Source organism: Klebsiella sp. CTHL.F3a (assembly GCF_019890895.1).
In the GTDB taxonomy this organism is placed as follows: domain Bacteria; phylum Pseudomonadota; class Gammaproteobacteria; order Enterobacterales; family Enterobacteriaceae; genus Klebsiella; species Klebsiella grimontii.
This window is the reverse complement of sequence record NZ_CP082360.1, coordinates 935,611-950,244: the sequence shown is the minus strand read 5'-3', so window position 1 is coordinate 950,244 and position 14,634 is coordinate 935,611. Positions and strand designations below refer to the sequence as shown.

Annotated in this window: 15 protein-coding genes and 1 pseudogene; 8 read left to right on the top strand and 8 right to left on the bottom strand. The window is 56.6% G+C overall.

The features are described from left to right. Positions 1–8 precede the first annotated feature (8 nt). The 7 genes from K7H21_RS04570 (at position 9) to K7H21_RS04540 (ending at position 9,336) form a co-directional block, all read left to right on the top strand. The gene (locus tag K7H21_RS04570; protein WP_004124840.1) at positions 9–1,199 is read left to right on the top strand and encodes a thiolase family protein; all 1,191 of its coding nucleotides are present in this window, start codon (positions 9–11) and stop codon (positions 1,197–1,199) included. A 135-nt stretch (positions 1,200–1,334) separates the two neighbouring features. Continuing rightward, on the top strand, positions 1,335–2,672 hold the full coding sequence (locus K7H21_RS04565; protein WP_004124842.1) for an MFS transporter: 1,338 nt from the start codon (positions 1,335–1,337) through the stop codon (positions 2,670–2,672). 13 nt (positions 2,673–2,685) lie between these two features. Then, positions 2,686–3,564: an SMP-30/gluconolactonase/LRE family protein gene (locus K7H21_RS04560; protein ID WP_004124853.1), complete on the top strand. Its 879-nt coding sequence runs from the start codon at positions 2,686–2,688 to the stop codon at positions 3,562–3,564. 76 nt (positions 3,565–3,640) lie between these two features. Next, a complete protein-coding gene (locus K7H21_RS04555) occupies positions 3,641–5,011 on the top strand; it encodes an MFS transporter (RefSeq protein ID WP_162557762.1) in 1,371 nt (456 codons plus the stop codon). 13 nt (positions 5,012–5,024) lie between these two features. Next, complete coding sequence (locus K7H21_RS04550; protein ID WP_004124858.1) at positions 5,025–6,200, top strand: glycerate kinase; 1,176 nt, start codon at positions 5,025–5,027, stop codon at positions 6,198–6,200. Next, the gene (locus K7H21_RS04545; RefSeq protein ID WP_004124860.1) at positions 6,197–7,354 is read left to right on the top strand and encodes a CdaR family transcriptional regulator; all 1,158 of its coding nucleotides are present in this window, start codon (positions 6,197–6,199) and stop codon (positions 7,352–7,354) included. Before K7H21_RS04550 ends, K7H21_RS04545 begins: the two co-directional genes overlap by 4 nt. A gap of 332 nt (positions 7,355–7,686) precedes the next feature. Then, complete coding sequence (locus K7H21_RS04540; protein ID WP_142445234.1) at positions 7,687–9,336, top strand: OFA family MFS transporter; 1,650 nt, start codon at positions 7,687–7,689, stop codon at positions 9,334–9,336. Positions 9,337–9,384: 48 nt separating this feature from the next. On the opposite strand, the gene K7H21_RS04535 is transcribed toward K7H21_RS04540, so the two are convergent. Then, entirely contained in the window at positions 9,385–9,906 is a 522-nt protein-coding gene (locus K7H21_RS04535; protein WP_049114950.1) for a P-loop nucleotide/nucleoside kinase family protein, read from the bottom strand. 23 nt (positions 9,907–9,929) lie between these two features. Between K7H21_RS04535 and K7H21_RS28890 the strand changes: the two are divergent. Beyond that, positions 9,930–10,013: pseudogene (locus K7H21_RS28890) on the top strand (hypothetical protein); the annotation flags it as partial. Positions 10,014–10,106: 93 nt separating this feature from the next. Here the strand turns inward: K7H21_RS28890 and arsC are convergent. From arsC to K7H21_RS04495, 7 genes are all read right to left on the bottom strand, one after another. Continuing rightward, a complete protein-coding gene (arsC, locus tag K7H21_RS04525; protein WP_087828524.1) occupies positions 10,107–10,532 on the bottom strand; it encodes a glutaredoxin-dependent arsenate reductase in 426 nt (141 codons plus the stop codon). A gap of 9 nt (positions 10,533–10,541) precedes the next feature. Continuing rightward, entirely contained in the window at positions 10,542–11,834 is a 1,293-nt protein-coding gene (gene arsB / locus K7H21_RS04520; protein ID WP_004124871.1) for an arsenite efflux transporter membrane subunit ArsB, read from the bottom strand. Between the two features lie 52 nt (positions 11,835–11,886). Continuing rightward, the gene (locus tag K7H21_RS04515; RefSeq protein ID WP_004124874.1) at positions 11,887–12,237 is read right to left on the bottom strand and encodes a transcriptional regulator; all 351 of its coding nucleotides are present in this window, start codon (positions 12,235–12,237) and stop codon (positions 11,887–11,889) included. Between the two features lie 397 nt (positions 12,238–12,634). Beyond that, complete coding sequence (locus K7H21_RS04510) at positions 12,635–13,486, bottom strand: DUF4942 domain-containing protein (protein WP_223035624.1); 852 nt, start codon at positions 13,484–13,486, stop codon at positions 12,635–12,637. An 86-nt stretch (positions 13,487–13,572) separates the two neighbouring features. After that, positions 13,573–13,962 carry a TA system toxin CbtA family protein gene (locus K7H21_RS04505; RefSeq protein ID WP_223035623.1) on the bottom strand — a complete coding sequence of 130 codons (390 nt, stop codon included), beginning with the start codon at positions 13,960–13,962 and terminating at the stop codon, positions 13,573–13,575. 55 nt (positions 13,963–14,017) lie between these two features. Beyond that, positions 14,018–14,377, bottom strand: coding sequence for a type IV toxin-antitoxin system YeeU family antitoxin (locus tag K7H21_RS04500; RefSeq protein ID WP_223035622.1), 360 nt, complete (start codon positions 14,375–14,377; stop codon positions 14,018–14,020). Positions 14,378–14,401: 24 nt separating this feature from the next. Beyond that, on the bottom strand, positions 14,402–14,623 hold the full coding sequence (locus tag K7H21_RS04495; RefSeq protein WP_108704385.1) for a DUF987 family protein: 222 nt from the start codon (positions 14,621–14,623) through the stop codon (positions 14,402–14,404). Positions 14,624–14,634: the final 11 nt, after the last annotated feature.

Below are 14,634 nucleotides of genomic sequence, written 5' to 3'. Positions count from 1 at the left end.
GAAAAACGATGACACAGGCTAATGATATTGTGGTTGTCAGCGGCGTTCGTACCGCTATTGGCACCTTTAACGGCAGTCTTAAGCATACCCACCAGCATGACCTCGGGGCAGCGGTTATTCGCGAAGCGGTCAACCGCGCCGGGCTTGCGCCGCAGGATATCGACGAAACGATCGTCGGCAACGTCGGGCAAATCGCCGAAAGCGGCTTTATCGCCCGCATCTGCCAGCTACGGGCGGGGATCCCGCAGGAGAACACTGCCTATTCGGTTAACCGCCAGTGCGGATCCGGGCTCCAGGCCCTCGCGGACGGCATGATGCAGCTGCAAAGCGGCCAGGCCGAGGTGGTCGTCGCCTGCGGAACGGAAAATATGACCCAGCTCCCCTACTACCTGCGTAAAGCGCGCGATGGCTATCGCATGGGCCACGGCGAGCTGGAAGATGGGCTGATCTCCATTCTTACCTGGCCGGAAGGGCCTTATCACAACGGCATCACGGCGGAAAATGTCGCGCAACGCTTCGGTATCTCTCGCGAAGCGATGGACGATTTCGCCTGGGCAAGCCAGCAGAAAGCGCTGAAGGCGATCGCTGAGGATCGCTTCCGCGAGCAGATTCTGGCCCTTGAGGTGCCGGACGGCAAAAAATCGACCCGCCTGTTTGCGACCGATGAACACCCGCGCGACACCCCGCGTGAAAAGCTTGCCGCGCTACGCCCGGCATTTAAAGCCGACGGCGTGGTGACGGCGGCCAACTCCTCCGGCATTAACGACGGTGCGGCCGCGCTGGTGATGATGACCCGCCAGCAGGCGGAAAAACGCGGCCTCACCCCGCGCATGCGGATTCGCGGCTGGGCGGTTGCCGGCTGCGGCGCGGATATTATGGGGTTTGGCCCCTCTCCCGCTACCCGGCGTCTGATGGACCGTCTCAATATGGATGTCCACGCCATCGATTTAATTGAACTCAATGAGGCCTTCGCCGCCCAGGCGCTGGCGGTGATGAACGATCTGCATCTCGATCCGGCCCGCGTTAACGTCAACGGCGGCGCGATCGCCCTCGGCCACCCGGTGGGCGCCAGCGGTGCCATCCTGCCGGTCAAACTGATGTATGAAATGGCGCGCAGCGGCGCGCGCACCGGTCTGGTCACCATGTGCATCGGCGGCGGCCAGGGGATTTCTATGCTATTCGAGCGCGAAGGCGCTTAGGAAAAGACGGCCCGAAGTGGGGCTTCGGGCCGGGCGTCGTTCGGGTCAGCACCCGGCGACAACCTGTGAGCTGACGAACGGGATCGACGCGATCCCGGCAAGGCTTCTGACCACGAATACGGGGAAATAATAACCATGTCCGCAATAAATGAAAAGGCGGTAAACGGGACGCAGCTACAGCGCACCCATAAAAAGATCTACCGTCATTTGATGCCGCTGCTTATCGTGGCGTACATCATCAGCTTTATTGATCGTACCAATATTGGCATGGCGAAAGCGACCATGTCGGTGGATATCGGCCTTTCCGCAACCGCATTCGGCCTCGGGGCCGGGTTGTTTTTTCTCACCTACGCAGTGCTGGAGATCCCCAGCAACCTGTTTTTAACCCGGATTGGCGCGCGGCGCTGGATCGCCCGCATCATGATCACCTGGGGGATCATCTCCTGCGGCATGGCGTTTGTCACCGGGCCTACATCCTTTTACGTGATGCGCCTTTTGCTCGGCGCCGCCGAAGCGGGGCTGTATCCGGGCATTATTTACTACCTGACCCTCTGGTTTGGCCGCGAAGAGCGCGCTAAAGCCACCGGCCTGTTCCTGCTGGGGGTCTGTCTGGCCAATATTATCGGCGCGCCGCTGGGCGGATTGTTATTAAGCCTTGATGGAATGTCCGGCTGGCACGGCTGGCAGTGGATGTTCTTTATCGAAGGGCTGCCTGCGATAGCGCTGGCGTTCGTCGTCTGGCGCAGGCTGCCGGATAAACCCGCCGACGCCCGCTGGCTGGACAGCAACGACGTGCAGGCAATCACTGCGGTGCTGGAGAAAGAAGCCGAGGAGACGCGCCATACGCCGAGCCGTTTTTCCCTGAAAACCGCGCTCACCACCCGCGTATTTTTGTTGCTGGTGCTGATTTACTTTACCCATCAGTTTTCGGTTTACGGCCTGAGTTATTTCCTGCCAGGGATCATCGGTAGCTGGGGCCAACTGACGCCGCTACAGATCGGTCTGCTGACCGCCATCCCGTGGATCGCCGCCGCCGCGGGCGGGATCCTGCTGCCACGTTTCGCCCGGACGGAACAGCGTTCGCGCAGCATGCTGATGGCCGGGTATCTGGTCATGGCGACCGGCATGGCGATTGGCGCAATTGCCGGCCACGGCGTGGCGCTGCTTGGCTTCTCGCTGGCCGCCTTCATGTTCTTCGCCATGCAATCCATCATCTTTAACTGGCTCCCCTCGATCATGAGCGGGCATATGCTGGCGGGCAGTTTCGGCCTGCTTAACTGCCTCGGACTGTGCGGCGGATTTCTCGGGCCGTTTATCCTCGGCGCGTTTGAGGACCGCACCGGCGCGGCGACGTCCGGCTTATGGTTCGCCGTCGCGCTACTGATCGTCGGCGCGCTGGCATCTCTATTGATTAAAAGTTCGTCATCCTCTACCCCCGCCTCGGCAAAACAGGCCCGCGGCGAAAACGCTTAATCAGGAGCGCCTTATGCGTATCGAAGTGTTACTGGATTTAAAAACTCGCCTCGGCGAGAGTCCTGTATGGGATGTCGAGCAGCAGCGTCTTTGGTGGGTAGATAGCCTCGACGGGCGCCTGTTCGCCTGTAATGCGCAGGGCAGCGCGATTAAGAGCTGGGACGTGCGGCAGAAAATTGGCTCTTTCGCCCTGCGCCAGAACGGCGAAGGCGCGGTGGTGGCGCTACAGAATGGCGTTCATCTGCTCGACTTCGCCAGCGGCGAGCTGGCGTTGCTGCACCAACCGGAAGCGGATCGGCCCTTTAACCGGCTCAACGACGGTAAAGTCGATCGTCAGGGACGCTTTCTGTTCGGGTCGATGGATATGCGCGAAGAGGAGCCAAGCGGCGCGCTATATCGCCTGGATACCGATCTGTCACTGCACGTGTTGAAGAAAAATATCATTGTCTCTAACGCCCCCTGCTGGAGCCCCTCCGGCGAAACGTTCTACTTTGCCGATACCTGGACAGGCGAGATCGGCGCCTGGGATTACAACACCGCGACCGGCGATCTCTCTGGCGAACGAGTCTTTTGCCACGTCGATCGCAGCGAAGGCGGCGCGGCGGATGGCGCCACCGTGGACAGCGAAGGCTATCTGTGGAACGCGCTGGTCTACGCGGGCAAGCTGGTGCGCTACACGCCGGAGGGCGAGGTCGATCGCATCATTGAGATGCCGGTGAAAAAAGTCACCAGCGTGATGTTCGGCGGCGAAAACCTCGACGTGCTGTACGTCACCTCAATGGCGCAGCCGCCGCTACCGCGCTTCCCGGAAGATAATCAGCTACGCGGCAGCCTGTTCGCCATTTACGACCTGGGTGTGACCGGCGTAGCGGAACGGCGCTTTGCCGGTTAAGCGAATCTCCGGCTCGCCGCGATAACAATAATACCCGGCGAACCCACTCTGACCCTGATACCTGGCGGCGCGCGCCATGCTGTCGCGACGCCGCGGAGTAAACACGACTATGACAACAATCAATCACACACCTGCCGGCGAACAAGGCGCAAAAAAGCGGCTGATACATCGTTTCTCCTGGGTTTCGCTGCTGGTTTGCTGGCTAATCTGGGTGCTTAACGCCTACGACCGGGAGATGATCCTGCGCCTTGGCCCGGTCATCTCTAAGGAGTTCTCGCTCTCGCCGGAACAGTGGGGTAACGTCGTCGCGCTGATTATGGTTGCCCTGGCGGTGCTGGATATCCCCGGCGCCATCTGGAGCGATCGCTACGGTTCAGGCTGGAAGCGAGCGCGCTTTCAGGTACCGCTGGTGCTGGGCTATACCGCCCTCTCTTTTATTTCCGGGATTAAAGCGATCAGCCACGGACTGACGGCGTTTGTGCTGCTGCGCGTTGGCGTCAACCTCGGGGCCGGCTGGGGCGAGCCCGTCGGCGTCAGCAACACCGCGGAGTGGTGGCCGAAAGAGAAGCGCGGCTTCGCGCTGGGGGTACATCATACCGGCTACCCGATTGGCGCGCTGCTGAGCGGCGTGGTGGCAAGCCTCGTGCTTTCCGCATTTGGCGAAGGCAGCTGGCGCTACTGCTTCCTGCTGGCGCTGATCGTCGCCATACCGCTAATGATCTTCTGGGCGAAATATTCCACCGCCGATCGCATCAACACGCTTTATCAGCATATCGATAGCCAGGGGATGACGCGCCCGGCGACGCAGGAAAGCAGCCATGTTGCCAAAGGCGAAGGGATGAAGACCTTTTTACGCACCCTGCGCAACCGCAATATTTCGCTGACGGCGGGCAATACCCTACTGACGCAAATTGTCTATATGGGCATTAACGTTGTGCTGCCGCCGTACCTTTATCACGTCTCCGGCCTGTCGCTGGCGGCATCCGCCGGGCTAAGTATTATCTTCACGCTGACCGGTACCCTGGGACAGATAATCTGGCCCTGGCTGTCCGATAGCTTTGGCCGTAAACGTACCCTGATCGTCTGCGGTCTATGGATGAGTATCGGCATTGCGCTGTTCTATTTCGCCACCAATATGCCGCGTCTTATCGCCATTCAGCTATTTTTTGGCCTGGTGGCCAACGCCGTGTGGCCTATCTATTACGCAATGGCCTCGGACTCCGCCGAAGAACGCGCCACCTCTACCGCCAACGGAATTATCACCACGGCGATGTTTATCGGCGGCGGCATTTCGCCATTGCTTATGGGCTGGCTCATCCAGTTTGGCGGGGGATGGGAAAATCCGGCGGGTTATATCTACGCCTTCTTTACCATGGCGGGATGTGCGCTGCTGGGGATGTTGTTGCAGCTCATGACCACCGATAAAACGCCGCGCAAAGCGCATTAACGCAGGAGAACGCATGAAGATTGTTATCGCGCTGGATTCGTTTAAGGGCAGCTGTAGCGCGCAGGCCGCTTGCGCAGCGGTAGCACAGGGATTGCGCCGGGTTGACGCGGCGCTGGAGCTGGTCGAAATGCCCGTCTCGGACGGCGGTGAGGGATTGCTCTCGACCCTTGCGGAAAGTCCGCAGCTGAAGGGCGCGAGGTGGCAGCAGCAGCGCTGTACCTCGCCTTACGGTGTCTCCATGCAGGCCGCGTTTCTGATCCTGCCCGGCGAGCGGGCCATTATTGAGATGGCGCAAAGCTGTGGGCTGGAGCTTACGCCGAAAGCGCAGCGGGATGTGCGTCTGGCCAGCAGCTTTGGACTGGGCGAACAGGTAAGAGCGGCGCTGGATGCCGGTTGCCGGCGTCTGATTATCGGGCTGGGCGGCAGCGCGACCAACGATGGCGGCATCGGTTTTGCCCAGGCGCTTGGCGCACGGTTCTGGCGTAAGGACGGCACGCTGCTGCCGGTTCCCGCCGCGGGCCAGGATCTTGCGCATATCCAGCGCATCGATTTAAGCGAACTGGACCCACGTTTACGGCAAGCCGAAATTCAGGCCTCCTGCGACGTCACCAACCCTCTGCTTGGAACCGATGGCGCCACCTGGGTTTATGGCGCGCAGAAAGGGGCGGATGAGGCGGCGCTGAACGAGCTGGAGGCGGGTATGACGCACTACAGCCGGCAGCTTACGCAAACGCTCGGCTACGACGTCAGCGAAGTGCCCGGAGCCGGGGCCGCGGGCGGTATGGGAGCTGCGCTGATCGCCTATGCGGGCGGCACGCTGCGTCCGGGCATTGACCTGGTGCTGGAATTGCTAAACGCCGACCGCCATCTTAGCAATGCCGCGCTGACCATCGTCGGTGAAGGCTGGCTCGATCGTCAGAGCGCATTTGGTAAAGCCCCGGTGGGCGTAGCGGGCAAAGCCGCGCGCCATGGCGTACCGGTTGTGGCCCTTTGCGGAGGACGCGATGAGAGCAGTCGGCAATTATATCAACACCATATTGACGCGATGTGGTCTATCTGCCAGCGCCCTATGCCGCTGGCGGAGTCGATGAACACATGCGAACAGCTCCTCGCCGACGCAGCGGAGAATGTTCTACGAACCTTTCTGAGCGGACGGCGCGGAGAGGCACATAAGCGGATAACTGTATGATTATTACGACGGCGCTGGCTAATGAAATTGTCGCCCGGGCAATGGCGATAATTCATCATAACGTGAACGTGATTGACCATCATGGACAGATTATTGCCTCAGGTGAACGTCATCGTATCGGCGAACAGCATGAAATCGCTCGCGAGGTGATACGCACCGGTAAACGCATTTGTATTAATAACACCGTGGAAGCGGCGCGTTTTCAGAATGTGCATCCCGGGATTAATCACCCCATTATGTATGACGATCGTGTGGTGATGGTAGTGGGCATCAGCGGCGATCCTGCGGCGATCAGCCGCTATGCTGAACTGGCGGTGCTCACCGCCGAACTACTGGTCCGCCAGGCCATAGAGATGCGGGAAACTAACTGGCGACAGCGTCTGCGCGACACTCTGTTTTGTCAGTATCTTGAGCAGGGAGCCGCGCCCGCCGGACAGGAAGCGCTTCATCGCCTGGTGGAGCTCGGCTTCAGTTTTAATGCGCCGCTGATGCCGGTTGTGGTGACCGTGCAGGTCGAACAGCACCAGCTAAGCGAAGTACTGAGTACGCTGCTGCGGGAATTCTCGCAGCTGTCCGGGGTAAGGGACGTCATTTTGCTGGGCAGCAATGAAATACTTATCCTCAATACGCTATGCGACCCCCAGGAGACGATGCTGCGGGGCATCGAGTTTGTTCTCAGCAATCAGATCAGCCATTACCATATCGGGATTGGCGTGCAGGCGGACAACGCCCCGGATATTCGCGAGGCCATCCGATTCGCCAGGTCGGTGATTGAGGTGGGGAGCAAAGTGCAGCCGCAGCGACAAATCTACTACTTTCGCGAGATGGCGATGCTCTGCCTGTTCCGGGTGCTGGAGGACAGCTATATGGTGAATTTTTTTATCAATAACGTACGCCAGCTGCTTGAGCATGATTCCGGCGAAGTGCTGCTGGATACCCTGAGCAGCTTTATAGCCAATAACGCCGAACCGGGCAAAACGTCGCTGCTGTTGGGGATTCATCGTAATACGCTCACCTACCGGCTGCAGCAGATTAAAAAGCATATTCAGCTCGATCCGATGGTCTTCACCGACCTGACGCAGCTGGCGGTGTCGGTACACTGCTATCGTCGGCAGAACCCGCGCCAGAGCGAATGGATTGATACCTTAAGCTAAAGAGCGGCGGGTGCTCTCGCCCGCCCTGCAGGGAAATACGCCTTAGCCATGTGCTCCGGCCATGTCCGGGAGGAGACGGCCCGAACGTTACAGGTCGCGGCGTATCACTCTGAGACCGACGTTTATCAAAATAATAGCGCGCCCGGCATTTTTATCGCGAGAGGGGCGCCCGTCGCCGGTGGCGGGCTTTTCGCCTCAGCCGTTCGGCGAAGCTTGCTCGCTTCAGTCGCCATTTCTGTACATATTTTAATCAAATGGCATCTTTCTTGCCTTTTATCTACGTTCCCCGACGGCGGCATTCGTCGGCCAATATAGACAAAAAGGACAGGAAAATGGCGCAAATGAATGAAAACATCGCGACCGCACCGGTCTCTCCCTTACGCGATTTTTTCGCGAAACCCCGTATCATCGCCAGGCCCGGCTTTAACCGCTGGCTGGTGCCACCGGCCGCGCTGGCGGTTCATCTCTGCATAGGTATGGCCTATGGGTTTTCCGTTTACTGGCTGCCTATGTCGCAGTTAATAGGAGGAAGCACGTCCTTGCAATGCCCCGTCAATATGTCGTTCTGGCAGCAGCTGTTTACCCGCGATTGCGACTGGAAAATCTCCATGCTCGGCTGGACCTACACGCTGTTTTTTGTTTTTCTCGGCTGTTCGGCGGCGCTGTGGGGCAGTTGGCTGGAGAAGGTTGGACCGCGGCTGGTGAGCTTTATTGCCACCTTGTGCTGGTGCGGCGGCCTGCTGCTATCCAGCGCCGCTATCTATTTCCATCAGCTATGGTTGCTGTGGCTGGGGGCCGGGGTCATCGGCGGAATCGGTCTCGGACTGGGCTATATTTCACCGGTTTCGACGCTGTTGCGCTGGTTCCCTGACAAGCGCGGAATGGCGGCAGGGATGGCGATTATGGGTTTTGGCGGGGGAGCGCTGGTGGGCGCGCCGCTGGCAAACGGTCTGATGAATTACTTTGCCAGTCCGGCCGGCAACGGGGTATGGCAAAGCATTCTGGCGCTGGCGGCGATTTATGCCCTATTTATGCTTGCCGGTACCTTTGGCTATCGCCTGCCGCCCATGGGCTGGCATCCTTCGGGTGAGAAGGCGCAAAAAACGATCCGCAATAATCCCACCATCCAGGTGCACGTCCGCGTTGCCTGCCGCACTCCGCAGTTCTGGCTGCTGTGGATGGTGCTATGGCTCAACGTCACCGCGGGAATCGGTATTCTCGGTATGGCCTCGCCGATGCTGCAGGAGATCTTTGCCGGTAAACTGCTGTCGCTCGATCTCAGCTGGCATGAGCTGAACGGCGAGCAGCTGAAACGCATTGCTACCATGGCCGCAGGATTTACCGGCCTGCTCAGCCTGTTTAACATCCTGGGACGTTTTTTCTGGGCATCGGTGTCGGACCTGTGCGGGCGCAAAATGACCTTTGCGATTATTTTCTGCCTGGGCGCCGTGCTGTACGGGACGTTGCCGCTGGTGAATCACGGCGGCTATATCGCGCTGTATGTCTGCGCGATGTGCATTATCATTTCGATGTACGGCGGAGGCTTTGCCAGTATTCCCGCCTATCTGGCCGACGTCTTTGGTTCACAAATGGTGGGCGCGATTCACGGGCGCTTGTTAACCGCCTGGTCGGCGGCAGGGATCAGCGGCCCGGTGCTGGTGAACTATCTGCGCGAGTATCAGCTGACGCACGGGGTTCCGCCCGAGCGCGTCTATGATATTACGCTGATGGTCCTGACCGGCCTGCTGGTAATGGGTTTTATCTGTAATCAGCTGGTGCGTCCGCTGACGGAAGAGCATGCGATGACCGCGGAACAGCAGCAGCAGGCGAAAGGTCTGTATACTATCAATAAGGATGCCCAGCTCACGTGGGAGGCCCGTCCGTCCACGCTGCTGTTAACCGTAAGCTGGTTAGCGGTGAGCGTGCCGCTGTTATGGGGAGTCGGCACCACCCTCCAGCAGGCCGTGAAGTTCTTTATGTAGGTTCTTGCCGCCGATGCCGGGCAGTATCCCGGGAGGCTATTTATGCGCTTACCGGCGTGCCAGGCCGCCTGACTGGATATGTTGAAGGATCCTCTCGACCGCCTCTTCGGCGGTCAATACAGAGGTATCCAGAGTCAGGCTGGCGGTGCGCCAGGGCTCATACTCACGGGTGATCACCTTTTGCCAGTCCGGCAGGATATGGCCGCGAATATCCGCCGCGCGGTTTTCCACGCGATACCGATGCTGGGTTTGGTCGGGGCAGGTCAATTCTATCTCCAGAAAAGGCACGGCATTCCCGGTCGCGACCGCTCTCCAGGCCTGGCGGGTAATGGCTATAGGGTTAACTGAGTCGGCAATCACCACGTTGCCCAGCCTGAGGTTATCCGCGGCAATGGCGTACGCCACCAGATATCCAGCCGGCCCTATATCGTGCAGGGTGACGGTTTTGGCGCGGATCAGCGCCTGCTCAATCGAATCAATCCGTAACCAGACGGCGCCCAGCCTGGCGGCCAGCAGGCGAGCGATAGTTGATTTCCCGGTACCGGGCAGACCGCCAAAGATCAGTAACATCGATTTCCCGTTACGGCAGCGTCATGTTATTGCCGCTGGCGATGATTATTGGTGATTTTCCAGCTTACCTGACCACGGATCTTTTTCAGCCAGGTATTATTAGTATTCAATACTGGCTGAAACGACATCAGGATGCATCTACAGATAATCGTCACGTCCAGGGCAACGTTCAGTGATAGTGATACCGTCCCGCTGGAAATTTACTTCAGCCTTTTGCCCTTATCATCCACCACTTTCTCGCCATCTTCCTTTTCAAACGCGCCCTTTTGCGCGTCAGGAAGGATATCCAGTACCACCTCCGATGGGCGGCACAGGCGCGTTCCCAGCGGCGTCACCACAATCGGGCGATTAATCAGGATCGGATGCTGCAGCATAAAGTCGATTAACTGGTCATCGGTAAATGTATCTTCCGCCAGGCCCAGTTCTTCATATGGCTCAACATTTTTACGCAGCAGCGCCCGTACCGCGATCCCCATATCGGCAATGAGTTTGACCAGCTCATCGCGTGGCGGTGGATTTTCAAGGTAATGAATAACGGTGGGTTCAGTACCGCTATTGCGGATCATCTCCAGCGTATTACGCGACGTGCCGCAGGCCGGGTTGTGATAAATAGTAACGTTGGTCATTTTTGTATCTCATGACAAAGTGAAAGAGAGACGTAGCGCCAGCGTGGCCAGCGTTACAAACAGCACAGGCAGAGTCATGACAATCCCGGTGCGGAAATAGTAGCCCCAGGTGATGGTCATATTCTTCTGTGAAAGTACGTGCAGCCAGAGCAGCGTTGCCAGGCTACCGATCGGCGTAATTTTCGGGCCCAGATCGCAGCCAATCACGTTGGCGTAGATCATCGCCTCTTTAATAACGCCGGTTGCGGTGCTTCCATCGATAGAGAGCGCCCCCACCAGCACGGAAGGCATGTTGTTCATGATCGAAGACAGGAAAGCCATCAGGAAGCCAGTACCCAGCGTCGCAGCCCAGAGTCCTTTATCCGCCAGTACGTTCAGCACTCCTGAAAGGTATTCGGTTAGCCCGGCGTTGCGCAAACCATATACCACCAGATACATTCCCAGTGAGAAAATCACGATCTGCCAGGGCGCACCGCGTAACACTTTACCGGTATTGATGGCATGACCTCGTTTTGCCACGGTAAACAGTATTACCGCCCCTACCGCGGCAATCGCGCTGACCGGAATGCCAAGCGGCTCGAGGACGAAAAAACCGACCAGCAGCAGAATCAATACTATCCAGCCGGTGCGGAACGTAGCCGGATCTTTAATTGCGTTTGCCGGTGATTTAAGCAGGGCCAGATCGTAGGACTGCGGGATATCTTTGCGAAAGAACAGGTGCAGCATCACCAGCGTGGCGCCAATGGCGGCAATATCGACCGGCACCATCACCGACGCATATTCGGTGAATCCCAGCCCAAAGAAGTCCGCCGAGACGATATTCACCAGGTTCGACACAATAAGCGGCAGGCTGGCCGTATCGGCGATAAACCCGGCAGCCATCACGAAGGCCAGCGTCGTGCCCTTGCTGAATCCTAGTGCCAGCAGCATGGCAATCACGATTGGCGTCAATATTAATGCCGCGCCATCATTGGCAAACAACGCCGCCACCGCTGCGCCGAGCAGAACGATATACGTAAACAGCAAACGGCCACGACCGTTTCCCCAACGAGATACGTGCAGCGCTGCCCATTCGAAAAAGCCGGACTCATCAAGCAGCAGGCTGATAATAATTACGGCAATAAAGGTCGCCGTCGCGTTCCAGACGATATTCCACACCACCGGGATATCATCGACATGTACGACGCCAACAATCAAAGCCAGTACCGCGCCCAGCGTCGCGCTCCAGCCGATGCCTAACCCCTTCGGCTGCCAGATAACCAGAACAATGGTCAGGACAAAAATAGCACCTGCCAGTAGCATACCACCCCCCTGAAAATCACATTCGAAAAAACATATATGTTACGGCAAATTTTTAAAGGCAGAACGCTTTACCGCTCCCAGAACAGTTTGCTGATGCCAGCTTGCGGGCGATGGTCTGTACGATCTCCTGTTGGCTTAACCAGGCCTGCTCTATTACCTGTGCCGCCCATGCAGGCATATGTGGTGATAAGCGATAGTGCACCCACTTACCCTGCTTGCGATCCAGCAACAATCCGCTTTCCCGCAGCATAGCGAGGTGACGGGAGATCTTGGGCTGCGACTGATCCAACGCCGTGCAGAGATCGCACACGCACAGCTCCCCCATCTCTTTAAGCAGCAGCACAATACCCAGGCGGGTTTCATCGGACAGATTTTTGAAAAGCTGTAAGGATGTTAATGACATCATTCCTCCCGATCGTCGACGGACAGGATACTCCACAGAGATATAAGTTCAACATCACATATTAAAAATCATATGTATTAAATAACAAAAAACAAGAGGCAAGTATGCCAGGCGGGTTAACCAGATCAATTTATAGGGGAAGAACAGAATTCAGAAGTCTGGAGCGGGCGAAGGGATTATAACCCAATAGATAACAATATGTTTTTTATGTATTTATTTGGTTATATCTTACTACATACCCCCAAACATACCCCCTTATAATTTCTTCATTAAATTCAATTAGTTGATGATTTATGGTTTGCTCTAGCGAACAATAGAAACTATGTTCAGTTACAAACTCCTCCTCAGCATCACACCCTTAACTTCATAATCGATCGCACGTAATGATATCCTGCTTTCACTCTGTGTGCTTCGACAACATCCCCGGATAGTGCCTGGCAATGATATCGTTCAGTCGCTCAATCAACTCGGGACGTTTGAACACTATGTGCGCACTCCCCTTCTGAAAATAATGAATTCTGAATAGCTCATCGTCATACACCGTCGAAGTACGCTGCTGACCGATATGGTCACTCAGCCGACAGGCAATATCAGCCCGGTTATCCGGTAGCGTCTTGCCGTCAAGCAGAGTCAGCATACGCTCCAGATCGACCAGCTGGTCACGCCGGTATCCATGGGTGAAGCTAAACCCCCAACGATTGAAAGAAACCAGACCATCCACGATGATCTTCTTACCAAACTTACAGGGGTTATTGGTTTTATAGTCCCAGCTTAACCCCTTGAAGACATTGATTACGCCACGCTCAAATACCTCACCTTTGCTTTTATGCAGTTGCTCAAAGGTACTCAGGATATTGTCTTCAGAGATCGCGGGGATATCGTCTTTCTCCAGGCTTTGGTGCCACTCGTCACGCGCCTGAGCATCCATCAGGCTCAGCATGCCTGATTTATTCATCAGCTCTCGCCAGATGCGGCGATCAATATTGCGGGTCATCGCTTTCATTGCTTTATCGGTTTTTTCCGTGAACCAGCAATCGTAGCGATGGCCCTCCCGCATTCCCCACTCTTGTGCTGTACCACCGCCGATATCGTGGGTCAGAATGGAGATATCATCAAGTTCACTGATAAGGCTTTGAATCCGTGTCAGCGCAGCATTACGGCCTGTAACAATACGTTCAATGCTGGTGGAGCAAATCACATCAGTGTGCCCGGTTAACACTTCGGATTCATTAACATTATTTCCGGCCATTATTTCTCTCCTTCATAGTCAGAAAAACACCAGCCGTTCAGGGCTGGTGTTTATGTACTTGCGGGATGCGGTTCTTTTTATCCGAGTCATCGCTTACCTGAAGTATTGGCCTGCGGTTGTTGTCCTCTGGTAATAGCCGTCACCTCTTTATACGTGCCACGGTTCATCAGCCCCGTGGCCTTTCTGGCCCTGAGGATATCAATGGGTGTGATAAACGGAGACTGCTCCATAATGCTGAAGCCCGGCCGGTCAATGCGGACCAGTTCGTACTTCTCTACAATAAAATTCAGGGCATCGGCCAGCGAGATACCCGCCTCGATATGTTGCTGAATCACCTGTTCATCACTGAACGGCGTATCGTTAAGCGTAAGGCCATAGTGGTGTTCCAGCAGGGAGGTCAGCAGGGTCTGCCAGACGCCCACGGGAGACGGACGTGACGATGCCGCCCGCATGAAGGGGGATGATTTGGTTTGCATAAACGTTATCTCTATAGTGGAATATGTGTTTGCTGAAGGGTGAAGTATTACGGTGTTATTCTGTGGTGACGGGAGTGGGATAAATCGCGATATAAACGTAGCCATGCGAACCGAGCGTATCGGCCTCGCAGGTCAGACCTTTTGCATACAGCGTGACGCAGTGCTGATGACGGGGATTCAGTTCACCGCTGGTGAGCATTAACTCCAGCTGTTTCATCAATACCGGGAAAGACTGGTCAAGATGGTGCAAATCCGCATCACAGAACTGACCATCAAAGTTCGCGCGGTCAGCCAGGTAATGCAGGCGATTTCCCTCCTGGACCAGACGGGCCCCAAAACACGGGGAGACACTGCGTCTTAGCCCCCACCAGAGTTCGCTGATATCATGCGTTGTTATCGTGGTGTTCTTCGACAAAATGTAGTCCTCCTTAATCGTGAATTAATTCAGGCTTACGCTGCGTAATACGACATACGAACCATTGCGGTCCTGGCGGCGCTCTGCGAATACGGCCAGTACCCCCCTGATATCTTCCACCTCGCGACCGGCATAGTGGCAGATGCTGCCGGACCACGCGTATTTGCCGGTACAGAAGCGGAACAACCGGGACTGTGGATGCTGGCGGTATATCGCCATTGCCTGACACTTACTGATAATTTTCATTAATACTCCTC

Bases quoted from the DNA above. Each gene is read 5' to 3' on its own strand.
- K7H21_RS04565 (WP_004124842.1), top strand. From the start codon at position 1,335: ATGTCCGCAATAAATGAAAAGGCGGTAAACGGGACGCAGCTACAGCGC.
- K7H21_RS04550 (WP_004124858.1), top strand. From the start codon at position 5,025: ATGAAGATTGTTATCGCGCTGGATTCGTTTAAGGGCAGCTGTAGCGCG.
- K7H21_RS04505 (WP_223035623.1), bottom strand. From the start codon at position 13,962: ATGCAAACCAAATCATCCCCCTTCATGCGGGCGGCATCGTCACGTCCG.
- K7H21_RS04570 (WP_004124840.1), top strand. From the start codon at position 9: ATGACACAGGCTAATGATATTGTGGTTGTCAGCGGCGTTCGTACCGCT.
- K7H21_RS04555 (WP_162557762.1), top strand. From the start codon at position 3,641: ATGCTGTCGCGACGCCGCGGAGTAAACACGACTATGACAACAATCAAT.
- arsC (WP_087828524.1), bottom strand. From the start codon at position 10,532: ATGACCAACGTTACTATTTATCACAACCCGGCCTGCGGCACGTCGCGT.
- K7H21_RS04545 (WP_004124860.1), top strand. From the start codon at position 6,197: ATGATTATTACGACGGCGCTGGCTAATGAAATTGTCGCCCGGGCAATG.
- K7H21_RS04495 (WP_108704385.1), bottom strand. From the start codon at position 14,623: ATGAAAATTATCAGTAAGTGTCAGGCAATGGCGATATACCGCCAGCAT.
- K7H21_RS04510 (WP_223035624.1), bottom strand. From the start codon at position 13,486: ATGGCCGGAAATAATGTTAATGAATCCGAAGTGTTAACCGGGCACACT.
- K7H21_RS04515 (WP_004124874.1), bottom strand. From the start codon at position 12,237: ATGTCATTAACATCCTTACAGCTTTTCAAAAATCTGTCCGATGAAACC.
- arsB (WP_004124871.1), bottom strand. From the start codon at position 11,834: ATGCTACTGGCAGGTGCTATTTTTGTCCTGACCATTGTTCTGGTTATC.
- K7H21_RS04540 (WP_142445234.1), top strand. From the start codon at position 7,687: ATGGCGCAAATGAATGAAAACATCGCGACCGCACCGGTCTCTCCCTTA.
- K7H21_RS04560 (WP_004124853.1), top strand. From the start codon at position 2,686: ATGCGTATCGAAGTGTTACTGGATTTAAAAACTCGCCTCGGCGAGAGT.
- K7H21_RS04535 (WP_049114950.1), bottom strand. From the start codon at position 9,906: ATGTTACTGATCTTTGGCGGTCTGCCCGGTACCGGGAAATCAACTATC.